Origin of the sequence: Streptomyces roseifaciens, assembly GCF_001445655.1 — a bacterium.
Lineage (GTDB): Bacteria > Actinomycetota > Actinomycetes > Streptomycetales > Streptomycetaceae > Streptomyces > Streptomyces aureoversilis.
Map to the genome: position 1 here is coordinate 2,783,655 of NZ_LNBE01000004.1, position 23,631 is coordinate 2,807,285.

At 70.2% G+C, this 23,631-nt stretch carries 30 protein-coding genes; 25 read left to right on the forward strand and 5 right to left on the reverse strand.

Features of this window, described 5'->3' with window-relative positions; all coding sequences use genetic code 11:
* Window positions 1-4: 4 nt before the first annotated feature.
* Window positions 5-937: an AurF N-oxygenase family protein gene (locus AS857_RS29695; RefSeq protein ID WP_058046250.1), complete on the reverse strand. Its 933-nt coding sequence runs from the start codon at window positions 935-937 to the stop codon at window positions 5-7.
* 126 nt (window positions 938-1,063) lie between these two features.
* On the opposite strand from AS857_RS29695, the gene AS857_RS29700 reads away from it, so the two are divergent.
* Complete coding sequence (locus AS857_RS29700; RefSeq protein WP_058046251.1) at window positions 1,064-2,191, forward strand: ferritin-like domain-containing protein; 1,128 nt, start codon at window positions 1,064-1,066, stop codon at window positions 2,189-2,191.
* A 155-nt stretch (window positions 2,192-2,346) separates the two neighbouring features.
* Window positions 2,347-3,174 carry a polysaccharide deacetylase family protein gene (locus AS857_RS29705; protein ID WP_245700573.1) on the forward strand — a complete coding sequence of 276 codons (828 nt, stop codon included), beginning with the start codon at window positions 2,347-2,349 and terminating at the stop codon, window positions 3,172-3,174.
* A gap of 37 nt (window positions 3,175-3,211) precedes the next feature.
* Here the strand turns inward: AS857_RS29705 and AS857_RS29710 are convergent, their stop codons facing one another.
* A complete protein-coding gene (locus AS857_RS29710) occupies window positions 3,212-4,768 on the reverse strand; it encodes an amino acid permease (RefSeq protein WP_058046252.1) in 1,557 nt (518 codons plus the stop codon).
* A gap of 104 nt (window positions 4,769-4,872) precedes the next feature.
* On the reverse strand, window positions 4,873-5,844 hold the full coding sequence (locus AS857_RS29715; RefSeq protein ID WP_079110721.1) for a hypothetical protein: 972 nt from the start codon (window positions 5,842-5,844) through the stop codon (window positions 4,873-4,875).
* A 478-nt stretch (window positions 5,845-6,322) separates the two neighbouring features.
* On the opposite strand from AS857_RS29715, the gene AS857_RS29720 reads away from it, so the two are divergent.
* The 4 genes from AS857_RS29720 (at window position 6,323) to AS857_RS29735 (ending at window position 7,991) form a co-directional block, all read left to right on the forward strand.
* Entirely contained in the window at window positions 6,323-6,607 is a 285-nt protein-coding gene (locus tag AS857_RS29720; RefSeq protein WP_058047157.1) for a hypothetical protein, read from the forward strand.
* The gene (locus tag AS857_RS29725) at window positions 6,607-6,852 is read left to right on the forward strand and encodes a hypothetical protein (RefSeq protein WP_058046253.1); all 246 of its coding nucleotides are present in this window, start codon (window positions 6,607-6,609) and stop codon (window positions 6,850-6,852) included. The genes AS857_RS29720 and AS857_RS29725 overlap by 1 nt, the downstream gene beginning before the upstream one ends.
* A gap of 121 nt (window positions 6,853-6,973) precedes the next feature.
* Window positions 6,974-7,420, forward strand: a complete 447-nt coding sequence (locus AS857_RS29730; RefSeq protein WP_058046254.1) for a GntR family transcriptional regulator — start codon at window positions 6,974-6,976, stop codon at window positions 7,418-7,420.
* A gap of 13 nt (window positions 7,421-7,433) precedes the next feature.
* The gene (locus AS857_RS29735) at window positions 7,434-7,991 is read left to right on the forward strand and encodes an HD domain-containing protein (protein ID WP_058046255.1); all 558 of its coding nucleotides are present in this window, start codon (window positions 7,434-7,436) and stop codon (window positions 7,989-7,991) included.
* On the opposite strand, the gene AS857_RS29740 is transcribed toward AS857_RS29735, so the two are convergent.
* Window positions 7,988-8,461, reverse strand: a complete 474-nt coding sequence (locus tag AS857_RS29740; RefSeq protein WP_058046256.1) for an NUDIX hydrolase — start codon at window positions 8,459-8,461, stop codon at window positions 7,988-7,990. The genes AS857_RS29735 and AS857_RS29740 overlap by 4 nt on opposite strands.
* Before the next feature lie 11 nt (window positions 8,462-8,472).
* Window positions 8,473-9,225, reverse strand: coding sequence for a helix-turn-helix domain-containing protein (locus AS857_RS29745; protein ID WP_058046257.1), 753 nt, complete (start codon window positions 9,223-9,225; stop codon window positions 8,473-8,475).
* 874 nt (window positions 9,226-10,099) lie between these two features.
* On the opposite strand from AS857_RS29745, the gene AS857_RS40135 reads away from it, so the two are divergent.
* The 19 genes from AS857_RS40135 to AS857_RS29835 all read left to right on the forward strand — a co-directional run bounded on the left by AS857_RS40135 (window position 10,100) and on the right by AS857_RS29835 (window position 22,864).
* The gene (locus AS857_RS40135) at window positions 10,100-10,270 is read left to right on the forward strand and encodes a hypothetical protein (RefSeq protein ID WP_160330279.1); all 171 of its coding nucleotides are present in this window, start codon (window positions 10,100-10,102) and stop codon (window positions 10,268-10,270) included.
* A 128-nt stretch (window positions 10,271-10,398) separates the two neighbouring features.
* Window positions 10,399-10,659 (forward strand): DUF6284 family protein, encoded by a 261-nt coding sequence (locus AS857_RS29750; RefSeq protein ID WP_058047158.1) that lies wholly within the window; start codon window positions 10,399-10,401, stop codon window positions 10,657-10,659.
* A complete protein-coding gene (locus tag AS857_RS29755) occupies window positions 10,659-11,318 on the forward strand; it encodes a GGDEF domain-containing protein (RefSeq protein ID WP_058046258.1) in 660 nt (219 codons plus the stop codon). Before AS857_RS29750 ends, AS857_RS29755 begins: the two co-directional genes overlap by 1 nt.
* Window positions 11,315-11,521 carry a hypothetical protein gene (locus AS857_RS29760; RefSeq protein ID WP_058046259.1) on the forward strand — a complete coding sequence of 69 codons (207 nt, stop codon included), beginning with the start codon at window positions 11,315-11,317 and terminating at the stop codon, window positions 11,519-11,521. The genes AS857_RS29755 and AS857_RS29760 overlap by 4 nt, the downstream gene beginning before the upstream one ends.
* Window positions 11,521-11,814, forward strand: coding sequence for a DUF6303 family protein (locus AS857_RS29765; protein ID WP_058046260.1), 294 nt, complete (start codon window positions 11,521-11,523; stop codon window positions 11,812-11,814). The genes AS857_RS29760 and AS857_RS29765 overlap by 1 nt, the downstream gene beginning before the upstream one ends.
* Complete coding sequence (locus tag AS857_RS29770; protein ID WP_058046261.1) at window positions 11,811-13,472, forward strand: coiled-coil domain-containing protein; 1,662 nt, start codon at window positions 11,811-11,813, stop codon at window positions 13,470-13,472. Before AS857_RS29765 ends, AS857_RS29770 begins: the two co-directional genes overlap by 4 nt.
* Before the next feature lie 95 nt (window positions 13,473-13,567).
* Entirely contained in the window at window positions 13,568-13,780 is a 213-nt protein-coding gene (locus AS857_RS29775; RefSeq protein WP_058046262.1) for a hypothetical protein, read from the forward strand.
* A gap of 86 nt (window positions 13,781-13,866) precedes the next feature.
* Window positions 13,867-14,103, forward strand: coding sequence for a hypothetical protein (locus AS857_RS29780; protein WP_058046263.1), 237 nt, complete (start codon window positions 13,867-13,869; stop codon window positions 14,101-14,103).
* Window positions 14,103-14,489, forward strand: coding sequence for an RRQRL motif-containing zinc-binding protein (locus AS857_RS29785; protein ID WP_058046264.1), 387 nt, complete (start codon window positions 14,103-14,105; stop codon window positions 14,487-14,489). The genes AS857_RS29780 and AS857_RS29785 overlap by 1 nt, the downstream gene beginning before the upstream one ends.
* A 27-nt stretch (window positions 14,490-14,516) precedes the next feature.
* Window positions 14,517-14,765 (forward strand): hypothetical protein, encoded by a 249-nt coding sequence (locus AS857_RS29790; RefSeq protein ID WP_058046265.1) that lies wholly within the window; start codon window positions 14,517-14,519, stop codon window positions 14,763-14,765.
* Window positions 14,765-15,073, forward strand: coding sequence for a hypothetical protein (locus AS857_RS29795; protein ID WP_058046266.1), 309 nt, complete (start codon window positions 14,765-14,767; stop codon window positions 15,071-15,073). Before AS857_RS29790 ends, AS857_RS29795 begins: the two co-directional genes overlap by 1 nt.
* A 1,152-nt stretch (window positions 15,074-16,225) precedes the next feature.
* On the forward strand, window positions 16,226-17,356 hold the full coding sequence (locus AS857_RS29800) for a hypothetical protein (RefSeq protein ID WP_144440906.1): 1,131 nt from the start codon (window positions 16,226-16,228) through the stop codon (window positions 17,354-17,356).
* Window positions 17,357-17,458: 102 nt separating this feature from the next.
* Window positions 17,459-19,606 (forward strand): hypothetical protein, encoded by a 2,148-nt coding sequence (locus AS857_RS29805; RefSeq protein WP_058046268.1) that lies wholly within the window; start codon window positions 17,459-17,461, stop codon window positions 19,604-19,606.
* 253 nt (window positions 19,607-19,859) lie between these two features.
* Window positions 19,860-20,054: a hypothetical protein gene (locus AS857_RS29810; protein WP_058046269.1), complete on the forward strand. Its 195-nt coding sequence runs from the start codon at window positions 19,860-19,862 to the stop codon at window positions 20,052-20,054.
* Window positions 20,055-20,068: 14 nt separating this feature from the next.
* On the forward strand, window positions 20,069-20,371 hold the full coding sequence (locus tag AS857_RS29815; RefSeq protein ID WP_063804381.1) for a hypothetical protein: 303 nt from the start codon (window positions 20,069-20,071) through the stop codon (window positions 20,369-20,371).
* A 9-nt stretch (window positions 20,372-20,380) separates the two neighbouring features.
* Window positions 20,381-20,662: a hypothetical protein gene (locus AS857_RS29820; protein ID WP_058046271.1), complete on the forward strand. Its 282-nt coding sequence runs from the start codon at window positions 20,381-20,383 to the stop codon at window positions 20,660-20,662.
* 15 nt (window positions 20,663-20,677) lie between these two features.
* Entirely contained in the window at window positions 20,678-21,211 is a 534-nt protein-coding gene (locus AS857_RS29825; protein WP_058046272.1) for a hypothetical protein, read from the forward strand.
* Between the two features lie 154 nt (window positions 21,212-21,365).
* Complete coding sequence (locus AS857_RS29830) at window positions 21,366-21,989, forward strand: bifunctional DNA primase/polymerase (RefSeq protein ID WP_058046273.1); 624 nt, start codon at window positions 21,366-21,368, stop codon at window positions 21,987-21,989.
* A complete protein-coding gene (locus AS857_RS29835) occupies window positions 21,986-22,864 on the forward strand; it encodes a bifunctional DNA primase/polymerase (protein ID WP_058046274.1) in 879 nt (292 codons plus the stop codon). The genes AS857_RS29830 and AS857_RS29835 overlap by 4 nt, the downstream gene beginning before the upstream one ends.
* The last annotated feature ends 767 nt before the right edge of the window (window positions 22,865-23,631 follow it).

A 23,631-nucleotide genomic window follows, 5' to 3' on the forward strand; every position in this document is an offset into this window, starting at 1 on the left:
AGGGTCAGGCCAGGAGCCCGGAGGCGCGCCACAGCCGGCGGCCCACACCCCGCATCACGCCGATGTCGTCCAGGAAGTCCGTGAGCCGCTTGGCGCCCGCCTGCATCACCTCGCGCCGGTGGCCGCTGGCCCGCACCTGGGCGACGGCCTCGCGCCGGTCCAGGCCCACGTTCGTGTAGACGGCCGGGTTGACGAAGGCGACCGAGAAGACGCGGGCCGCCTCGCCGCAGCTGAGCCGGGTCAGGCCGGCCTCCCAGCGCGGGCAGTCCACCATCTGGCGGCGCAGCTCCTCGCGGGCGTACCGCACGTGGCGCGCCTCCTCCACGACGTGGATGCGCGTGACGCCGCGCACGAGCGTCTGCACCCGCTCGTCGGGGAAGGTCAGGCGCTGCATGTGGTCGAGGATCTCCTCGCCCAGCAGCGTGCAGGCGAAGGAACCGGGCGTGGTGGACACCGTCTTGAGGACGCGGGCCAGGTTGTGGTGCAGGGGCGTCACGGGGTACGCGGGGGCGCCGCCGTGCTTGATCAGCCGGGCGAACATCTTCGAGTGCCGGCACTCGTCGGCGATCTCGGTGAGCGCGTAGCGGACGTGGGAGCTGGTCAGGGGTTTGTCGTAGACGTGCCGGACCAGCAGCTGCATCAGGATGAGCTCGAACCATATGCCCAGGGAGGCGAGCGAGGCGGCCTCGTGCCGGGAGAGTTCGAGGCGCTGCTCCTCGGACATCGTGCGCCACAGCGGGGTGCCGTAGAGGGAGAGCAGCTCGGGCGGCCAGAACCACTTGCCGTCCTCGAGGGGTGCTTCCCAGTCGAGTTCCGTGTCCGGGTCGAAGGAGTGTCTGGCGGAGGACTCCAGCAGCCGCAGCGCGACCTGCTCGCGGTCCTTGAGCGGCCCGAGGGCGTCCCGGAGGGGGCTGGCTACAGGGTTACTTGGGGTCACACCCTTATGAGACTGCCTGTCAGCAAGGGCGTCAATCCTTCGGGGTGAGTTGATGAAGGGTCGTTGACCCGGCGGTAACCGGCGTGTGAGCCTGCCAACGAGAACGGGAGAGGACAGGAGACGTCGATGACGACGCGCAACCTCTACGCACACGACCCCGGCGACCCCGGATGGACGGTGCCCGCGACCGGAGCGGCCCGCTTCAGCTGGGAATACGATGACGGCCGCGACCGCCTGCTCGCCCTTTACCAAAAAGGCAAGGACAAGCAGTGGGACGCCGAGAAGCGCATCGACTGGTCCCTTCCCGTCGATCCGTACGACCCGCTCGGCCTGCCCGACGACAACATGCCCGTCCACGGCACCCGCTACTGGGGAAAGATGAGCGGGAAGGACAAGGACGAGCTGCGGCGCAATTACGCGGCCTGGCAATTCAGCCAGTTCCTGCACGGCGAGCAGGGCGCCATGGTCTGCGCGGCGCGCATCGTGGAATCCGTCCCGGACCTCGACGCCAAGTTCTACTCGGCCACCCAGACCATGGACGAGGCCCGCCACGCCGAGCTCTACGGCCGCTTCCTCCAGGAGAAGATCGGCCTGGTCTACCCCATCGACGACAACCTGCAGTCCCTGCTGGGGGACACCCTGCGCGACTCCCGCTGGGACATGCCCTACCTCGGCATGCAGGTGCTCATCGAGGGCCTGGCCCTCGCCGCCTTCGGCATGCTGCGCGACGTCACCGACAAACCGCTGCCCAAACAGATCCTCGCCTACGTCATGCAGGACGAGGCCCGGCACGTCGCCTTCGGCCGCATGGCCCTGCGGGACTACTACCGCCAGTTGTCGCGCGCCGAGCTGCGCGAGCGCGAGGAATTCGTCATCGAGGGCTGCTATTTGATGCGCGACCGGCTGCGGGGCGAGGTGGTGCTCACGGACTTCGGTATTCCGGAGGCCGAGGCCGTCGAACTCAGCGAGCAGTCCGAATACCTCCGCGTATTCCGGCAGCTGCTGTTCTCGCGCATCGTTCCGTGCGTCAAGGACATCGGCCTGTGGGGCGAGCGGCTGCAGCGCGCGTACGTCGACATGGGCGTCCTGGAGCTGGGCGACGCGAGCCTGGACCTGCTCATGGCCCAGGACGAGGAGATCGCCGAGAAGCTGGACGCGGAGCGCTTCGCGGAGGAGGAGGCGGAGCGCCGGGCCGAGGTCGCGGAGGCGATCGCGCAAGGTGCGGGAGGGGATTCCGGGACGCCTGAAATGTGAGGCCGGCAGGGGCACTTGAGTGGCTTGAGTGACTTGTGCCCTGCTGGAACCTTCTTTTCGGTATGGACGTCTTCGGGTGCACCTACGGGTAGGCCCCGCGGCGGACCCGTAGGCGGGTGGGGCACCGGGAGCACACACCGAGGGAGGGGACGCTCATGGCACGACCGACCGCTCGGAGGAGTCGGCATCTCCTGATCGCGACGGCGTCGGCACTGACGTTCTTCGCCACGATATCCGGTTGCGTGGCCATGGCCACGGAGGATCCGGGGACGACGGGTACGCCGGGCACGGGCCGGGGCGGCGACGACGGCAAGGGGCGGGGCGGGGCCTCGTCCCCGGCCGGGCCCGGGGGCGGCGCGAGCACGCCGCCGGCCCGGGTCTCGGCCGAGATCTCGCACGAGAGCGAGGACCCAGGAAAAACGGTCAACCTGACGATCGACGACGGACCCGAGCCGGGCTGGACGGTCAAGGTCCTCGACCTGCTCGCGAAGTACGACGCCAAGGCGACGTTCTGCATCATCGGGTCGCGGGCCCAGGAGTACCCCGACCTCGTGAAGAAGGTCGTCGCGGCCGGCCACCGGCTCTGCAACCACTCCGTCGACCACAACACCGCCATGGACAAGCGCCCCGAGTCCTACCAGGAGCGCCAGGTCCTGGAGGCCCGCACGATGATCGAGAAGGCGGCCGGCCCCGGCGTCCGGGTGTACTACTACCGGGCGCCCGGCGGCGCCTTCACCCCGTACAGCCGGGACGTCGCCGCCTCGCACGGCATGCGCCCGCTCGGCTGGAGCGTCGACACCCACGACTGGCGCAACCCCGGCGTCGGCCACATCGTCGACGCGGTCAAGAAGGGCATGAAGGAGGGCCCCGTGGTCCTCTTCCACGACGGCGGCGGCAACCGCGGCCAGACGGTCGCCGCCCTGGAGCAGCTCCTGCCGTGGTTCAAGGAGCAGGGGTACGCGTTCGCGTACCCGAAGACCTGATCCACGGAGCGAGTGAACGAACCAGTAGGTCGGTGATCTACCAGCGGAAGACGTCGGTCTCCCGGGGCGGGGCGGCCGGCTCACGGACGGAGGCGGCGTTGCGCGGGTGGTGCGGATCGAGGAACCACCTGCGGGCCGAGGCGAGCCACCAGACACCGGCGAAACCCAGGACGGCGGCGACCGCGATGGGCGCGTAGTTGAACGTGTCGACGGTGACGGGGCTCGCCTGCGGCAGCATGAACAGCACGGTGATCACGGCGACCCAGCCGATGGCCACCACCCCGACCGGCTTCGACCAGCGGCCCAGGTGCCAGGGCCCGCGCTCGAAGGCGTCGCCCTTGCGCAGCCGCAGCAGGGTCGGCGCGGCGTAGGCGAGGTACAGGCCGATGGTGGCGATCGAGGTCACGGCCGCGTAGGCCGTGGAGTTGATCAGATACGGCAGGCCCAGCGCGAACGCCCCCGCGGCGGCCAGCCACACGGCGTTGGTGGGCGTGCGCGTCTGCGGATTGATCCGGTGCCAGACGCGGGAGAAGGGCAGCGCGCCGTCGCGCGAGAAGGCGTAGATCATCCGCGAGTTGGCCGTCACGGAGGCCATGCCGCAGAACAGCTGCGCGACGATCACGACGAGCAGCAGCAGCTTGCCGGCGGCCGCGCCGAGCGCGTCCATGAAGATCTGCGCGGGCGGCACCCCCGTCGCGGTGCCCGCCGCGCCGTCCCAGTCCTGGATCGCGTACGTCAGGCCCGCCAGCAGCACGAACCCGGCGATCCAGGACGCCCAGATCGACCGGACGATGCCGCGGGGCCCGGCCACCGCCGCGTCGTTCGTCTCCTCGGTCATGTGGGCGGAGGCGTCGTAGCCGGTGAACGTGTACTGCGCGACGAGGAGCGAGAGCAGCCCCACGTAGAGGCCCGAGCCCCAGCCGGTGTCGTTGACGAAGTGCGTGAACACGAACGACGCCGACCGGTGGTGGTCCGGCACGACGGCGAGCGCGCCCACGATGAGCAGGACGCCCAGCAGGTGCCACCACACGCTCACCGAATTGAGGAAGGCCACCAGCCGCACGCCGAAGGTGTTCAGCACCGCGTGCAGCAGGAGCACCGCGCCGAACAGCAGCATCGTGTGGCCCGGCGTGGCCGCGAACCCGAACTGCAGGTCCAGATAGGCGTTCAGGAACGACGCCGCACCGAAGTCGATGCCCGCCGTCGCCGCGACCTGCCCGAGCACGTTGAACCAGCCGGTGAACCAGGCCCACGCCGCCCGCGACTTCTCCGGGGCCATCCGGTACGCCCAGAAGTACAGCCCGGCCGACGTCGGGTACGAGGAACACACCTCGGCCATCGCCAGCCCCACGACCAGGGACATCGCCCCGACGCCGATCCAGCCCCAGGTGAGCATGGCGGGCCCGCCGGTGTGCATGCCGAAGCCGTAGAGCGTCATGCAGCCGGAGAGGACGGAGATGATCGTGAACGAGACGGCGAAGTTGGCGAACCCCGACATGTGGCGGGCGAGGACCTGGGTGTAGCCGAGCTGGCGGAGGCGCTCCTCGTCGGAGACGCCGGAGACGCCGGAGGAGCCTGGGACATCGAGTGGCACGCGATTCTCTTTCTCGTGGGGACGGTCAAGAAATGTGCGTGTTTCTGAATGCGGGTGCGTGTGCGTGTGCGGGTGCGTGTGCGGTGCGGGATCGGTGGTGGAGGTCACCGCCTGCGGGCGCGGGGCGGACGCCGCCCGTCCCGGACGGCCCGCACGGCCCACTCCCGGTGCCGGAGGAAGAGCTCCCGGGCGTCGCCGCAGTAGGACCACGGCACCTCGGAGGCGTACGGCCCGACGGCCCGGAACACCTCGTACGCCTCGACGTGCCGCCCCGCGAAGGCCAGCGCGTGGGCCAGGTAATTGGCGTCGTCCACGAACTGGGCGTGGGGCTGCGGGGAGCGGTGCCGCCACCAGCCGTCCAGCACGGGGTCGATGTGCGGGCAGTCGATCCACGGGTGGATGCTCAGCCCGTAACTGCCGTAGCTGCCGGCGTCGGTCTCCATCCGGTGCCGGTGCGACTCGGCGAGCGCCACCAGCGGCAGCACGGCGATCGGCAGCCCCCGGGGAGCGGTGTCGGCCTGCTCCTGGGCCCAGTGGAACATCTCCGCCCCCGAGCCGTGGTTACGGGGGAAGAGATAGGTGAGCAGCTCGTGGTGGGCCTCGCGGTTGTACGGATCGCGCCGCACCACCTCGGCCCACACCTGCTCCAGCACGTTCCGGCCCGGCGCGTGGACCCGCAGGAGCGCGAGCATCACCACCCACGGCGAGGGGTCGGCCGGCGCGGCCTCGGCGGCCGCCAGACAGGTCGCCCAGGCGGCCTCCATCTCGGCCCGCCCGGCCCCGGCCCCGCTGATCATCGACCGCACGGCCTGCACGTGCGCGAGCAGCGCCAGCGCATCGCCCGACCGCGGCTCCGCCCGCGCCCACGTATCGGCGAACCGCAGCCGCACCCCGGCCCGCGCCAGCACCTGCAGCCGGAAGATCCGCCGGTCCCAGTCCGCCCCGGTGACCGCCAGCAGATCCCGCGGCCCTTCCCACCGCCCCATGGCGGCGTCCTCCAGCACGGCCCGTAACGGCAGATCGTCCCGGGCCTGATGCAGATCCAGCCCGTGCCCGGCACCCCGGCGAAATCTCATCCGCCCCGCTTCCCTGAAGATGCGTCAAGTAGGCGTGTTACAGGAAAACTTGGAAGGGGACCGGGATCACCACCCCTGCCCCCGGGGGCGCACACTACCCCGGGGCGGCACCGGATGAGACCGTAACGGGTGAGGCCAATGGTGCCCACAACGAAGAAGGCCCGGACTCAGCGTTGCTGAGTCCGGGCCTTCGACCAAGGCATCCACCTGCACGTCTTCCCGACGAACCAGGCGAGTGCCCCCGGCAGGATTCGAACCTGCGCACACGGCTCCGGAGGGCATTACTGATCACGTCTGGGCTACGCGCCTGACCAGCGAAAACGTGAACCTGTGATCAGGCGGCGAAGAATCTCACGCGCCACTCACTCGTAGGGAGCTCCGAATGGGTGTGCCGGAGGGCGCCACGCAGCTGACGGCGAGCGTGCAGCGCGCGTACCGTAGGCGCGAAGGACGGCGACGATCGCGGGAGGCTCTGGCCGTGAGCGACCAGACATGGACCATCGAATCCATCTGCGAGGCGCTGGGCAACCCAGCGCTGAGCCAGAGATTCCTAGGCGAGATCAACCGTGCCCCCGCGCACGAGCTGCTGACCGTCTTCGCCAAGTGGCGCACGATCGCGGTCGGCGTGTCCGGCGCCGCTGAGCGCGGCCGCGTGCTCGCCGAGGCGGAAGAGGCCACGGGAGAGATCCCGGGGGACTGGGTGGACCGGACGGACCACGTTCAGGCTGAGGCTGCTGCCGCTCGTGGCCGAGGTGCCGCCTGATGGGATACCGGCTCAAGTACGACCGGGCGGCCGAAGCTGTCCACGATGCTCTGCCGCCTGAGGCGAGCGAGCGGCTTTCGCTCGAGCTGGCCGCGGCATGCGACGACCCGATCGCGGCGACCGAGGCGTACGGCGAGGACGATGGTGTCGTGCGGATGATCGTCACAGAGGAGGCCATCGCCGTCCTCTTAGTCGGCCAGATCACGAAGACCGTCACCGTCCTGCAGCTGAGCTACACCGGCTGAGCTGGACTCAGGCAGCTGGTGATTCAGCGCTCGGTGCCGACACCTGCGGCAGTGGTTCCCCCGCGTGCGAAGCTGGGGGTAGTCAACCGCTGTCACGCAAGGTCGGGAACGGGGAGGGCACGTGCCGCAGGCCAGTCCGCGAGGTACTTACTTGCAGGTCGCGGGTTCTCTGCGTGAGCAGATCAAGGCGGGGGAGATCGCGGAGAGGCTGCCTTCCAAGGCCGACCTGCGACGCATCCACGGGGTGGGTGCCAGCACGATCGACCGTGCGCTCGCGGTACTGAAGGCCGAGGGACTCATCGAGTCCGTGCGGGGGGCCGCGAACTACGTGGCAGGCACGGGTGACCGGCGCCCACTCGTGGAGAAGGTAACGGACCTTCTGAGAGCAAGCGGCATCAAGCCGGGAGACGCATTCTTCACGGAAGACGAGCTGTGCGAGCGGTTCCGCGCCTCACGGACCGCAGTGCGCTCCGCTATCGCAAAGATGGAAGGGCAAGGGCTGCTTGCCGGCGCCGCGCCGGGAAGGCGGCGGGAGGTGCGAGCCCTGCCAGACGACGATCGCTCATAGAGGGTGGACCTGGATGCGAATGACGAAGTGGGCCTACGAATTGTCGGAATCTCTGCTATCTGAGCCGCTTCCCCGTCGATGGGCGCACTCGCTCGGAGTGGCTGAACGAGCCCGAAGCCTGCAGCCGATCCTTGGCGACGACGCGGAGCTCTTGGAGGCTGCGGCCATCCTGCACGACATCGGGTACAGCCCGGTGCTGGTCAAGACAGGGTTTCATCCTCTGGACGGGGCGCGCTTCCTTCGCCACGAGCAGAATGCGGACGAACGTATCGTGAGGCTCGTAGCTCACCACACTTTCGCTCTACTGGAGGCGGAAGAGCGCGGTCTTCTAGAGGAACTTGTCAGCGAATTCGTCATGGAGGAGCAGCACCTTGTAGACGCCCTGGTCTACTGCGACATGACGACGACCCCGGACGGTACGCGAACCGAGCCGGTGGAACGGGTAGACGAAATCGTCCAGCGGTATAGCCCCGATTCCATCGTCGGGCGCTTCATTCAGAGGGCAGCACCCGAAGTCCATGCGACGGTAGCGCGAGTGGGCCAGCGTCTCTCCGCGGCCGGGTCCCGCTAGCCGATGTGCGGCGACGTACGCCCCTCATCCAACCCGTGCTCGATGCGAAGTCGCATTGAGGGGTGGATGTCGAGATCGGAGAGGTCAGTGGGTGAGGCCCATCGGACCTCCTTTGACTCCTGGCTGCTTCGCAGTGTGCCACCCGTCGGGCGAGCGCGAAAGCAGATCGTGAATTGCTGCCGGACCTCGCCGTCGTCATAGGCCATGACATGGTGCGGGTTGGTGTAGATGCCCGTGACGCGCTCGATCTCGATGTCGATCCCTGTCTCTTCCCGCACCTCCCGGATGGCCGTATCGGTGATGCTCTCACCGATATCGTGACCTCCTCCAGGGAGTGCCCAGAGATTGTTGTCCGTCTTGTGGATGACGAGTACTCGACCCTCATCATCAACAACCACGGCGCTGGCTGATGGAACGACCGAGTTCGCCCGCGGCGCATGCGGGTCCTCGAAATAGTCGATGCGGCTCATGGCGTGCTACCTCAACATTCTTTGGGGGACGAAATTTGGCGGGCGGACTCCCAGACTCGTTCGATGCTCTCGGCGTAGGTGTCGAATAATTCACCGCCGGGCACTCGCTGGATGTGGAGAACCGGGGCAAGCCAAGCGCTGATGCCGTAGACATGGGTGTTGGTGAGCATCTCGTCATCGGCTCGATAGATCGAGTTGTATAACGTGGTGCCGTGGAGTCGAAATTCCACACCGGGCAGCCCGAAGAGCGGAGCGCAGTTCACGAGGGCGTTGCGGGTCTTGCTCGCTTGCGCGTTCCCTACCCCCTCTTCCTCGCCTCGAACGGCGACAGCCGCAGAGTCCGGGTCGCCGAAGATGAATCGCATGTGTAGGCCGGCGGCAGACTTCTCCTTCACGATCCGGTGGAACTCTAGGTCCTCAGTCAGCCAGAAGGCGGAGTAAGTGAGGACGTCGAACTGTCGCGTTGCCTGTGCGTACAGCTTGGGCCAGAGGGGGCCCGGCACGACATTGCGGTGGGGATAGATCTTGACCAACTCGGCCTGCCCCACCGCGGTTACTTCGGAAGCCGTGCGCTTGTCTGGCCAGAGGTAGGTCACCTCGCGGCGTAGGAGAGCGGCTGCGGCGTACTTGTGCCTGTTGTACGGCGCGCGCCCGCCGTTGATCCACCGCTCCACAGTCTTGACGTTCACGTCGAGATGATCTGCGACCTTCTCCAGGGTCAGGCCAGCCTCCACGATCGCCCCACGAAGTCGCTCGTTGGTCATGCTGCACTCCTGAGGTTGGGACGTGCTGGGACGTCTTGACGGTAGTTGAGACGTCTCCAACACGTCTACCAGCGCGGTTACTTGTCTCGCTCGTGGCGTGGAGTCTGTAGACGCGCCGAACGCCAGAGGGTTTGCCGGCGGGATCTCACGAAGGGGTTGACGCCGCGAACCGTCATCGGCACGATACGAGGTAGGTAATACATATCTCGCATTCGAGGTGTGAGCCAGTTTGACCTGCACTAACGCCCGGCGGTCCCGTGAGGACGGGAGCTCCTTTGACCAGGGGTTAGCGCGCTGTCGGGGAGGGCTGTTGCTTGAGAACTGAACAGTGTGTCGAGTCGACGGGGTGAGAGTCCCCGTCCCCGTGGCGGCCCGGGCGATGGTCGTCGGCAGCCCCTTTGTGGCAGGTGAACCTGTCCTGTCCGCGTATCAGCTCTGGAGAACAGCCCTGGGGATCATCCCTTCACTGCTGGAGGTCAGCCCCTTGGTTGCCACCTGGTATGCGCTGCCCTGCTCGCGTCAGAGCAGTGACGATGACGCACCCGACTTCCCGGGCTCGGGGCTGATCAGCCGTGGCAACGGCCGGCCAGCGAAGCCCGTGTACCGCTCCTCGATTGGGAGGACAGCGTGTTCCGACGAAGACCTGAGACGCCTGCCCGGCTGGACCGGCCCGGCAGGACGTCCTTCGCGTCACCCACCACCGGCCGCCCGAGGACGGGCCCGGCCTGGTGATGTCCAACGGGACTGCAGCACAGGTGCTGCGGCGGTTGCCTCCTCTGCCCGTTCGGCCCGCGCATCGCGCGGCGGCCGGACGGGCGGGGTTGAGGGGAGCCGGGATCGGCCCGGAACCGATCACACAGATGAGGAGAGCCGCATGTCCGTCACGTGGCCGAACAAGACCGTCCCGAACTTCACGGACGAGGAACTCGCCGCCGCGATCGAGCAGCACCAGGGAGAGCCCGACCCGGTCACCCGGCAGATCACGCAGGGATGCATCCGGGAGTGGGAGCGCCGTCACGGCCTCTCCGCCACCGACTGCGGCTGACCGGCCTCGACCTGCAGAAGCCGGTCGTCGAGCGCTGACAACCACCATCAAACGGCGCGGTCCCGGTGGGCCAACACCGGGACCGCAAGGGCCGTTCCTGCTGAAGGGAGCACGACCCCGTGAACCCCATCTTCCCGGATCCCGCCCGTGTGGCGGGAGTCTTACCGCTGTCGGATCGGGAGCCGACCGACGCTGATCTGAATGCCATCGAGCGGGAGATGCCGCTGATTCAGGCGGAGGTTGCCCTGCTCGATGTTGAGGTTGCCCTGCTCGACAGGCCGCTGACGGGCGTGGACGTGAAGCGTCTGCGCCGGGCGGAGCGGCGGGTGCTGGTCGAGATCATCCGGTGGCTGGCGAGCCGCGCTGCCGCGGGATCGGAGGCGGCGTGATGGATGCCTTCCACGTTCTTGCAGCTGGCGGGACGGCCGCTCCGCTGGTGGCGGGTTGGTCGGCGCACATGCTGCTGCTGCGCCGTCGTCTGGCGCGGGCGCGCCTGGACGCGCTGACCGGCCTGCCGGGCCGCGAACTGTTCACGCACGTCGCGCGACGCGACCTGCGCCGCCCGGGCAGCATGGCCGCACTCGTGGTGGACCTGGACGGCTTCAAAGCCGTCAACGACCGCCACGGCCATGCCGCCGGAGACGCGCTGCTCGTCGCCCTCGCGCAGCGGCTGCGGTACTGGGCGTCCTCACTGGACGGCACCGCTGGGCGCCTGGGCGGGGATGAGTTCGCCGCAACGGCCCGGCTGGTGACACCCGCCCATCTGCCGGGCCACCTGCGCGCTCTCGACACCGCCCTGCGCGAACCCGTCCTCCACCGGGACACCACACTCGCCGTCGGCGCCTCGACCGGCGCGTTCGTGCACGGCGGCCTGCCCCAGGTGGAGCTGAGTCGCGCGCTACGCCGCGCCGATGAGGCCATGTACGCGGCCAAGCGTGACGGGGGCGGGTGGCGGATCGCCGACGGTCCCGTCCCGGAGATGACCACCACGAACAGCCGCCGCACCGGCCGTCCCGGCACGACTCCCCTTCCCGGAGGTGCACGATGACCGCGCTGAGCCACCGCCTCTACCGCCGTCTGCACCCGCGCCGTTACCGCGCCGGGCAGTTGGCGGAGCAGCGGCACCAGTTCCTCGACCTCGACCCGCACCTGATCCGCGACGACTACACCCGGCCGGCCGTCCTCGACGACGCCACGCTCAAGGCCGTACGGGTCCCGGCCGACGGCCGTACAGCTGGGGAGGTGGCCTGATGGCCACACCGTTCAGGGCCCAGATGGCCAACACCTCCGGCCGGTGGCAGCTCTATGTCGTGCTGCTGGGTGTGCCGGTGTCGTGGTGGCCGGAGGCTGACTGGGGCCGCTCGGATCCGGTGCCCACGCCGGTTGAGCGGGAGCGGGCGCTGGCGGAGCTGGGCTACCAGGTGGCTCCGGGATGCTGCTGGGAGTGGATCGAGGACAGCGACGATCCCGACGACCCGGCGACGCCGGTGCGGCTGATCGCCACCGCCGAAGTCCTGCCTGCGCGGGCCGGGGGCCCCGAGTGATCCCCGGCGTCGCCGCCCTGGCCGGTCTGCCGTGGCCGGTGCTGGCGGGTGCAGGGGCGGTTGTGCTGGCGCTGTTGGTGGTGGTGCTGGGCAGGCTGCGGAAGTCGGAGTGGCTGGCGGGGATCGGCCCTCAGGCCGTGGTGGCGCTGGGCGGCGTGGCCGTCAGCGTTCACGGCCTGTGGGGGTTCGCCACCACGACCAGCAACCTGTCTCACGTGCTGGCGGTGGCGTTTATCGCGGTGTTCGATGCCGCGGAGATGACGCTGCTGGTCCAGATGTACCGCACGGCCGATCCGGCGGCGGGGTGGACGCGTGAGCTGCGGCTGATGCACCGCACGGCCTGGATGCAGGTCGGCTTCTCCGCCGCCATGAACGCCGTCCACGCCCCGAACTGGTGGGCGCGTCCGGTACTGGCGGCGGTGCCGGCGCTGGCGGCGTGGCTGATCGAGCTGCAGCTGCGCAGCAAGCTCCACCACCAGCGGCCGGACGAGGAGAATGCGCGGCCGGGCCCGGCCCGGCTGGTGGCGCTGCTGTGGCAGCACGCCTGGTCCGGCCTGTTCGCCCTGCTCGGGCTGGACGCCCGCTCCTCCTCATCCGCCATCGCCCGCGCCGCCCTCGCGCAGCGCGCGGCACTCCGCGTCTACCGCCTCCGCCTCGCCCTGGAATCCCCGGACGCCGGGTTGCGGCCGAGGGCCCGGCGACGGACACAGCGGCGCACGGAGAAGCTGCGCGGCAAGGCCCAGAAGGCCCTGGACCGCGCAGACGTGGCCACCGACGGCGCTCAGGCGCTGGCTCTGGTGCGCCGTCTGGCCGCGATCACCCGCGCGGAAGAGGTCGCACGCCTCGACTACCGCGACGCGCCCGCGGTCCTGGAGCTGATCGAGGATCTCGCAGTGACCCCGGCCGCGCGCCGTATCGAGTCCTCGGCCCTGGCCGAGCGCGCGGAAGAGGAGCGGCAGCGCGCGGAGAGTGCGCGGCAGAATGCCGAGGACGCGCGGAAGCGCGCGGTAGACGAACTCGCCGCCGCCCGGGACGAGCTGGAGCGCGCCCGCGGGGAGTATGAGGATCTTGTCTCCCGGCAGGAGGGCACCAGCGCTCAGGCCGAGGCCGCGCGTCAGCGCGCGGAAGGCGCGCGGCGAGAGGAGGAGACCGCGCGGCAGCGCGCGGAACGACTCCTGACCGATGCCCGCACCGAGGCCGGCACCATCCTCCGGCGGGCACGGGAGGACGCTGATCAGGTCCGCAAGGATGCTGCCGAGCATGAAGATGCGCGGCAGCGCGCGGCAAGCGCGCGGGACGCCCTGCAGGGCCAGATCAATGCCCAGCAGCAAGCGTTTCAGCAGCTCAGCCGAGCGACCCAGGAAGCGACCCTGCTGCGCGACCGCCTGATGGGCGAGCTGGCAGCCCTGCGCCCGCACGCCCCGGAGACCGCCCTGAACGGTGACGGGCCGGTGTGGAAGAGCCCGGCCAAGCAGCAGGGCTGGACCTACTACCTGCACTGCCTGACCGCCGCCAACGAGCCGGCCGAGCCGGCGGCCGCGGACCTCGCGGAGCGCTTCGGCATCGACCCCGGTAACGCCCGCAACTGGGTCAAGGACTTCCGCGCCGCGCGCGCCGCGCAGCTCGCCGCGCAGCCACGCGCCTCCCACGCAGCCTGACCCCCGGCACGGCCCGCCGCCCGGTCGGCACAGAGCTCTCGAACCGCACTGACTGCCTGTTTCCAATTCACGAGCCGCATCGAGAGGAGCCCGTCATGGGCCTGTTCACCCCGAAGTATCCGCAGGGCGCTGAGCCGCCGCACAGGGAGTCGCGGGCGGACCGCAAGAGCCGTGAGCGCACGGAGGCCCTCGACAAGGACCTCACCGCCCGCTTCAAGGCCGCCCAGCGCGAAAGCAAGGAGCGCAGCGCCCGCTTCTGGGACGACTACGAGCGCCGGAACGGTCCGGGCAGCGTCGACTGGAGCTGATCTATCCCGCCGGATCAGAAACGGGCTCTGGGCGCCCGCCGCGCCCCGCCGGGCCTCTCACCTCTGTCTCTCACAGGAGCAGCCTCATGAAGCTCTCCCCGTACACCGCGCCCGCGGAATCGGGTGACCTGCTCATCCGGATGCGTAACCTCGTCGGCTCCGCGGTCGACGTCACCGGCAAGACCTACGGGGAAAACTCCCGTTGGATCTGCCGCGGCTACGGAGCCCCCGACAGCCCTGCCGACAACTACCTCGTCTTCACTCGCCACAGGGCCAACGCCCACGCCGCGGAATGCCGGGCGGCTTACCACCACCTCGGCTGATGTCCGCCGCGTTCGGCGGCTGCTACGACCCGACCGGGGCCACGCACGGGATACCGACGTACCCGTGGCGCCTGGCCCCGGACGGGCTGGCCACCCGCCGCCAACTCCGCGCCCGCGGCCTACGCCCGGGCGGACAGCCGGTTGCCGCGCAGGTGATGCGCCGTTCCCGCCGCCGCAAGGCCGGGGTGCTGGTCGGCTACCTCTACCGCATCGACCAGGCCCTGCCCGTACGCCCGATGACCCCGGGCCGCATAGCGGCACTGGCCGCGGCGATGCGCGCCCGCCGCACCTGCCCCACCTGCCAGACGGACGCCGGCTACTGCATCCCCACCTCACTCGGGGAGTGCGTGACCTGCGCCTACGCCACAGACCAGCACGTCGCCTGAACCATCCACCAACCCTGGAGATCAGCAGTGACGACCCAGACCACCACCCCTGCGGCCGCTACGCCGCAGGTGACCAGCTTCCACTACATCACCACCGTGCAGACCCGCGACGGCGTCCTCAACACCCGTGACGCGATCCTCGACGTGCCTGCCGGCTTCACCCGCGCCATGTGCTTCCGCCACCTGACGCAGCAGCTCGCAGACGAATACGGCACGCCGCTCGCGGTCCTGTACTTCGCCCTGGAACCCGACGCCCTCCCCACGGGAGCCGCGTAATGGCCACCCGGCACATACGCATCGCCATCGCCCTGTGCGCCGGTGCGGGGATGGCGGTGGCCATGTGGGCCCGCCTGAGCCCGTACGGCCTGCCGTGGTCGCTGACGCTGTCCTGCGTGGTGGCGGTGTCCGGGACCATCAGCGCCGCGACGCTTCACCTCACCGAGATGTTCGCTGTCACGACGCACCGGTGCAAGGCGCCGGGGTGCCGGTACATCGTGCGGGTGACGGGGGTGGATGCGGCGGAGAGCCGCCGGTGGCAGGAGATTGCAGCCGCTCACCCAGGTCATCAGCTGCCTCGCCGCTGACCGGCCTATCTGCACCAAGCCATACAGGCAGGGAGGTCCGGCCTGCTTTCTCAGGGCCCGGCCGGGCCTCCCCTCTCCACTCCTTAAGGAGCGAGGCCAGTGTCCAACACGAGTTCTGCGGGGGCGACATCGCCGCCCGCATCTACGGAAGAAATAGGCTCTGCCGCTGGCCTGGCCGTCGCTGACGGCGGACAGGCGGTGCCGATCGAGTTCACCGTCACGCAGGCCGCTGAGGAGCAGCAGCCTGCCCGTGCCCGTCAGGGGGCGGGGCTGCGGGTTCTGCCCGCCACGGTGTTCGGCGCGGAAGCTGTCTCGACCGGAACAGCCGCGCTGTACACGTCGGCGGGTCTGGCCGGGACGCTCACTGCGGCGGGTGTCGTGGTCGGCGCGGCCACCCTGGCGACAGTGGGTGTCACGGTAGCCCGGTCCCGCCGCAATCGCCGTGGCCTGCTGGGCGGTTCCAGCGGGGGCGTGGGCCGGGGCCGGACGGGGCGCTCCCGCGGTGTGTTCGGGAGCGCCGGCGCCGGTGGTGGCCATCGCTCTGCAGGAGGCCGCCGGACGGGTACGGGCATAAGCGGTAGCCGTTCCGGCCGTCAGGGGCGTTCTGCTTCCCGGCCCGGCAGCAGCCCTGTGGGCACCGGTGGCGCTGCGCAGCATGGTGGCGGCGGTCGTGGTCGTGGCGGCTGGGGGGTGTCGTTGTCCAAGCGGCACCGGCCGCTGTCCGGGGCAGGGTCTGCAGGTGGGCGGCACGTCGGCGGGTGGGGGAAGGCCGGTGCTGCGGTTGGCCGTTCACGTGCTGCTGCCGGTGGTGCCGGTGGCCGTTCAGGTAGCCGTGCGGGCCGTGGCGCGGGCGGCGGGGGCGCCGGTCGGCCGGGTGGCTGGAGAGGTCGCCACAGTGCAGGTGGCGGGCAGGGCGGGGTTCTGGGCCGCCTAGGCCTGCGCCGTGGGGCGAGGCAGGGCGGTGGCTCTTCCGACACGGCTGGTCGGCTTGGCCGCGATCGCCAGGGCAGCAACACCCGGAAGCCCACGGGTGGCGGGCAGAATGCCGCTTCGGGCCGGGGGCGGTTGCGGTCTACGGTCGCGGCGGCCGCCCGCCGTGCTGGCCGGGCCGCCCTGCGCGGCCGCACCGCTCTCCGACGCGCTACTGCTGGTGTGGCTCGGTCGTCTGCCGTGCAGGGGTTGCGGGAGCGGATCCGTACGGCACGCCGGTGGCTGGCGCGGAACGGGCTGGCCATGGCGGCCTATCTGGCTCGTTCGGCCGGGGCGAAGCTCGCGGCCGGCACGGTGGGCGTGCTGGCCGCGGTGCCCGGTCTGCTGTTCAAGGGGCTCGCGGCGACCTGCGGGGTGGTGCTGCGGTGGCTGCGCCTGGCGCCGCGCACCGGCAGGGCCTGGGGTGATCGCTTCCTGGCTTGGGGGCCGAGGGCCGCGCGTGCGGTGCACCGGTGGCTGATGCGCCGGGCGAAGGAGAAGTTCACCGAGGCCACCCGCCCTGATGTGGCCACGGTCTTCCCGCAGCCGGGGCGCTCGCTCCCGGCTTCTCTGACCTTCCCCAATGACCACTTCGGAGGAGATCTGGTGTCCGTCTTCAAGACCGAAACCGAGGCCGTGCGGGAGGCGTACGCCCGGTATGAGCCGCCGATGATGCTGGCGGTGGCGGCCGAGTACTGGGGTCTGCCCGAGGGGCTGACGTCCACGGCGGAGGCGGTGCGCCAGCTGGCGGTCAACACCGCGGAGAAGTACCCGGCGGACGCGAAGATGGCGGACCTGGTCGCGCAGGTCTACGCCCTGATCCACCAGGCCGCGCAGAAGGCCGGTGAGGTGGGGCCGCTGTTCGCCAAGCTCCATGAGCACGACCTGAAGCGGCTGGAGGAGCCGCGGAACAACGAGCACATGTGGAACATCCTCGAACGCCGCCAGGACGGCTCCTACAGCCAGCATCAGCCGTCGCATTTCGTGGCCGTGTGCCAGGACATCGCGCATGTCTACGCCCGCTACGAGCCCGGCCACATGCGGGAGGTCGCGGCGGAGTTCGAGGGCATCCCGGATGGGATCGAGAACGTGGCCGCGGCGGTGGATCTGCTGCAGGTCCGCTCTAACGACCGGTACCCGGTGGAGAAGGCGGTCGTGGACGCGATCGCGGAGGTCCACACGCTGCTGATGCAGGCGGCGTCCGCCGCGCAGGAGCTGATGCCGTCCTTCCGGCGCCTGCATGCCCCAGACATCAGCCGCCATGAGGCGCCGCGCAACGGCGAAGAGGGCGAAGCCATGTGGGACGCCCCCTGACCAGCACCCCTTCCCGCACAGCCCTTGTTCTCCCGTCGCGGGCTGGGCACCAGCTTGGTGCCCAGCCCGCGGCCGCCCGAGCACGAAGGAGCTTGATTCCTGATGGCACGCAGTAGCCCTTCCCGCCTGGACTGGGGCTGGAGGGTCACCCCCGCCGCCGGGGCCGTGATGACCGCCGGCGGCGCCTACAGCCTGGCCGCCGCCGGCGGCCTGGCCGATCTCCCGCCCGCCTACGCACTGCTGACCGCCGGAACCGGGGCACTCGCTCAGGCCGGTGCCGACCTCTACCAGCGGCGCCCGCGCGGGCACATGGTCACGCGGTGCGTCGCGTGGCTGGCCGCCGGCGGCTGGAGCGCCGTCGCCCTGGCCGGGCATTCCGCCTTTACGTGGTCCACCGCGGGATGGTGGGGGGCCGGGACGGCGGCCGCGGTGGTCGCGGCCCGCGGTCTGGCCGATGCGGAGGAGAGCGCGAAGAGCGAGCGAGTGCAGCGGCGGCTGCAGAAGTGGGCCAACGGCAAGGCCGGTGAGTGGGAGAAGCTCCTGGCGGAGCTCTTCCGCCTCGAAGGACACCAGGTCAACGGCGTTACCCCCTGGAAGGGCGACGTCGGATACACCGTGCGCGTCCAGATGCCCGCAGGCACCCCCGAACTCCCCGCCGCCGCCGACCGCACCCTTGCCGGGGCCCTGCGCCTGCCGCGCGGCGGTGGCATCCAGATCACCGACGGCATGGTCTATGGCGAAATCCAGATCCGGGTCACGGCCAAAGACGTCCTCGCCGAAGACGTGGACCTACCCCTGGGCCCGGAGGACACCAGCATCACCAGCATCTACGACGGCTTCCCCCTCGGCCTGCAGCCGGACGCAGAAGAAGTCCGCATACGCATGGTCGATGACTGCGCCCTGATCACCGGCCAGATCGGCTCCGGCAAGACCAACACAGTCAACGACCTCAACGCCGCAGCTCTGCGTACCGCGGACGCCGTCGTCATGCACATCGACGTCACCGGCGCTGGCATCAGCCTCCCTTGGCTGCGCTCCTGGGCCGTCGATGGCACCGCCACCGTTCCGCTGATCGACTGGAGCGCTGACACCGTCGAAGAGGCCCACATCCTGTGTGACACGCTCATCGCCGGGATCGCCGCCCGCAAGAGCGGCCATCAGGACCTGCTCACCGAAGACGACAAGATCGCCGTCAACGCCGACATCCCCGCGGTCGTTCTGCTTGTGGATGAGATCGCAGAGCTCCCGATGACGCTGCTGCACAAGCTCGACACCATCGTCAACACCGGCCGCGCCGTCCGGGTCCGGGTCGGAATCTGCGGCCTGCGCGCCACGCAGGACGTCATCACCGCGGCCATGAAGAAGCAGTCCCGCAACCGGGTCGGCATGCGCGTATCCGATGCCGAGGAACTCCACCACCTCTTCCCCGTCGGCGGCGCCCGGACCAACCCGAAGGCCGCCCCCTACCGCGGCTGCGGCTTCTACTGCGCGCCCAACGACGAGGACATCGTCAGCGACCCGGTCCCGTTCAAGGCCTACCGCATCACACCCAAGATGATCAGCGGCCTGAGCGTCCGGTATGCCGACCGCCGGCCCCGCCTGGAGCCCGTCTTCCTCGACACCGAGCCCGGCCGCTACTACGCGAGCCGATGGGCGCGCATCCTGCCCCGCCTCTACAAGACCAAGCAGCTCGCAGCCACCACACGCCCGTACACAGACCTGGAAGTCCTGCGCCCGCCGCTGGACGAGATCAAGGGCATCCCGATCACCACCAGCAGCGCCCCCATCGCCTCCGGAGGACCGCGCCCGCAGAGCCTCCCGCAGCGCCCGGCCCGGTTCGGCGGCGATCTGCTCTCGCAGATCCTCGACGCCGCCCGCACCGCCACCGGCCACCACGACCAGGCGCCCGGCGGGGAATCCAACGTCATCCGGGCGGAGTTCGGACGCGTCGTCCAGGAAGCAGGCACCCCCGAGGACCGCCCCAACCCGGTCCCGCAGCTCCTGGCCGAAGCCCACCAGCACGTCGTAGCCGCGGGCGGCCGGATGCACACCGGCGACCTCTCCGCCCGCATGGGCATGGACGCCGTCACCCTGGGCACGGAACTCAACCGCCTCATGCGGGACGTCGGCGTCGAGCGGCCCGGCAAGGGCAGCATCCGGGCCGGAACCGACAAGGAACCGAAGTCCGGCTACCTCGCTGAGACCCTGGCCGCCGCCATCCGCGGCTACGCCCAACGCGACACACAGTAGCCAGACCGTGCCCTGTGGGCCGCCCACAAGGCGCCCACCACGCGGCTCCCACACGCTGTGGGCCGCCCACAACCCTGTGGGAGCCCCTCACCTGCACGTGGGGCCGTGGGCCGCCCACAAAAACGGTCCCCGAAACCCCCTCAGAGGCCCTCCCGGGCACCGCGTCCGCGCGCTCCTCTCCGCCTGTGGGCCGCCCACACGGGCCCGCCCCGGCAGTCACCTTCCGTAATCGAAACCCCGATAGGGGACGCCCATGGCTCTGACCGTTTCCGCTGTCGCGGTCCTCGCGCTCATCGTCGTGCTCCTCCTGCGCACCGGCTCCCTGCGCTTCGGCCCGGCACTCGCCGTCTTCCTCCTCGGCTTCTTCACCGCCGGCACCGGCGCCGACGGCCCCATCCGAAGCCTCTGCGCGGCCATCGCCAACGCCATCCCCCACCTCACCTCCTGACAGGAGAACCCCGCATGCGCCAACCACCCCCGCCCGACGTGACCTTAGGCAACATCGCCCCCCACATCCCCGCCGACATCTACCACCAGGCCGACGGTCGCCCCTTCGTCATCGTCCAGGCCGCCCCGCCCCCGCCCCGCTCCTACACCCGGCCGGTGTTCATCGGCCTGGCCATCGCGATCGGCCTGATGGGCATGACCGCCGCGGCCCTGGCCCTCTTCGAGTTCGCCATCCGCACCGCCGCCATTGTCGGCTCACTCACCGGGCCCCTCGGAATCGGCCTCACCCTCAAACTCGCCCGCCCCACCAGCAAGTAGGAGATCACCGTGCTCCGATTGCGCATCCAGCACACGACCTGGCCCCGCCGGGCCCTCGTCCTGACCGACACGCCCCGCCCCGACTGCCGGGCCTGCGGCGGAGAGGGCGGCCACGAGTACGACTACGGCGACGAGGCCGGGGAGTACGCCGGGACCGAGTGGGATCCCTGCCCCTGCTGGGACGAAAACCGCCGCTGGATCCTCGTCCCCCTTCCGCGCCTGCCCCGCCGCCGCACCGCGGCCCGCGACCCGTGGGCCGCCAACGGCTCCAGCGACGAACCGCCCTTCTAACCCCAGGGAGACCTCGTGTTCGAGATGTGCGCCATCTGCGACCCCGACGACGCCGGCCGCGTCCAGCAGTCTCTGACCTCCGCCTTCGCCACCGAGGCCGTACGGACTGCCCCGGCACGGGGTGGGGACCGCGTCCGCCTGAACCTCACCGCCGCCCACCGCAACGACTCCCACCCCGCCTACCGCGACGCGCCGTCGCTGCTGCGGGAGATGTTCGACGTCTTGGAGATGGGGCTGGAAGTAGACCCGGCCGACGAGGACGTCTCCGAATCCACGTGGGCGTATCGGGTGCGGCGGGCCGCCCTACTCGACCGGATCGCTCTCCAGGAAGCGGCCACCTGCCCGCCCGGCATCGCGGCTGAAGCCGCCGAGACGGCAGAGATCGCTGCATGGGCACTCGCCGTGCTCGGCCACATGTACGGCTCAGGCCCCGACGCGGGGGTGCGGGAGTGGCCCCGCGACTACGTCCGCCACCAGTACACGGTCTACCGGCTCCGGGACTGCGCCTGTGACGGCCCCTGCCCGGTGCACCCGAACCCTGACCTGTAGCTACGCCCGGGGCGACCGCCGCATCTCGCCAAAGAACTGCGGTCGCCCCGGCCCACCCAGTCCATCTGAGAACGGAACTGGAGGAATCCAGCATGACCCAACATGCCCCGATCCGGCGACCCTCCCCGCGGCCCCTGCCCTTTGGGAGTGCGACATGAGCGAGCCCTTGACCGTCGGCTTCCCCCACCTGCGGCTGCTGGCCGCCGCGCTGGATGCTGCTCTGCGCGACTGGCATGTCTTCCCCCTGCTGCCCGAGAGCACGATCCCCGCACTCCACGATGAGCGGTCCTGCCCTGGCGCCGGTCCGTGCGCCGGCGGGCATCTGGGGTGGGAGGCGCGGTCGACCGTCGATCCTGACCGCATCACTGGCGCGTGGACTGTGGGTCCCTACAACGTCGGTATCGCCACCGGCCCCTCCCGCCTGGCCGTCCTCGACCTGGACCCGTCCGGTGAGGGGAGTAGGGAGGATGCCCGTGATGGGGCGGCGGCCCTCACGGCGCTCTGCGAGGGGGCCGGGCACCCCGTCCCCGCTACGTATCAGGTTCGGACTGCGCATGGTGGGCTGCACCTGTACTTCACGGTTCCGACGGGCACCCGGCTGAACAGCAGCTGCGGTGGCCCGCTCATTCCGGGTGTGCGCGTCCGGGCGTGGGGTGGGTACGCCGTCGCCCCGGGCAGCATCGCCCCGGCCGGTGTGTACCACGTCGTTGACGGCCGGGACCCGGTCCCGCTCCCTGACTGGCTCCTGCGCACGCTGACCTCGGGGGTGGCGGCATGATCGGTATTCCGCCGCTGTTGGACGTTGCGCTGAGGCTCGCGGTGGCGGGGGTGCCGGTGCTGCCTCTGCGCGAGGGGAAGCTTCCCTTTGGGAACTGCCGGACCTGCGCCGGCAACGCTTGTGGCGGGCGGCCCAACATGAAGCGTCCGGGCCCCTGTTCGTGTCCAGCTGTCTGCCACGGGTGGGCCGCTGCCACCACGAGCGCCCAGGTCTTGGGGTCTCACCGGTGGGCCGGGCCGTGGCGGCAGGCCGTTGCCGTCGCCTATCACCCCGGCGCGGCAGGGCTGACCGTCGTGGACCTGGATAACGTGCAGGCTGTGGCGTGGGCTCGCGGCAACCTGGCGCCCACCAGGACTGTGACGACGACCCGCGGGGAACACTGGATCTACCGCGGGACGATGCAGTCGGCTAACAAGGTGCTGCCTGACGTGGACATCAAGTCCTGCATGTCCTACGCCCGCTGGCTCGGGCCCGGCGCCGGCGCCATGGCTGATCTGCCGGATGCCGTCCGCGCGCTGGTCGTAAGGGAAGAGACCACCCCGGCCCGCGCGGGGGTGGTCTCTTCAACCCCGGCCCGGGCCACGTGGGACACGAGGGTGGCCACCGGGTGCCGGCACACCGAAAAGTACGTCTGCACCGGTCTGGAGCGGGGTCTGGCCCGGGTGCTCAGCCACAGGGATTCGGGTGCCGGTTCAGCGGCCTTTGGGGTGGCGTGCTTCCTGGCCGCCCAGCATGCCCAGTGCCCCGGCCCCTGCGGCCTGGACGCCATCGGCCAGCAGATCGTCGCGGCCGCCGTCTCCGTCGGTGTCCCCGAGCCCTACGCCGAACGTGCCGTGGCCAACGGCTTCAGCACCGGCACGGGGAGGACCGCGTGACCCCCCACCGGAGGAGCCCGGTGAACAGCCCGGTCGACGCCGTACAGGAACAGCTCGGGGCGGGGGTGGGCGCCTCGAAGGGCGTCGCCCGTCAGGGCGTCCTTTCAGCTCTTCGCCCTGACTCGCAGCCGGATACCCGGTATGAGCCGGTCGGGTGTCTGCACGTTGTCGCCCCGCCGTCCTGGACTGCGCAGGTCTCAGCGCGTTGCTGGTGCGCGTGTGGTGTCGAGCGCGATGCGATCGGGCGTCCCGCTGTCCTGCTCCTCGTCGAAGCCCACACCGAGCACGAGGTCGTCTGCCTGCTACGGGCCGAGCATGGGCGGGGGGTTGCGGCATGAGCGCTGCCGTTCGGCATGTGGTGATGATGAGCGGGGGGATCGGCTCGTGGGCGACCGCCAAGCGTGTCGTTGACGAGCATGGGCCTGATGAGGTGGTGTTGCTGTTTGCGGACACCAAGGTGGAGGACGCGGACCTTTACCGGTTTCTCGACGAGGCCGCAGCTGGACTCGGGGCCCGGCTGGTGAAGGTTGCGGACGGGCGGACCCCGTGGGAGGTCTTCCGGGACCGGCGGATCATCGGGAACTCCCGGATCGCGCCGTGCAGCCAGTACCTCAAGCAGATTCCTTGCCGTAAGTGGCTGGAGGAACACACCGACCCCGCGCAGACCGCGGTCTACCTCGGGATCGACTGGACCGAAACGCACCGCCTGCCCGCCATCCAGCACGCCTACCAGCCCTGGACCGCACTGGCCCCCTTGTGCGAACCGC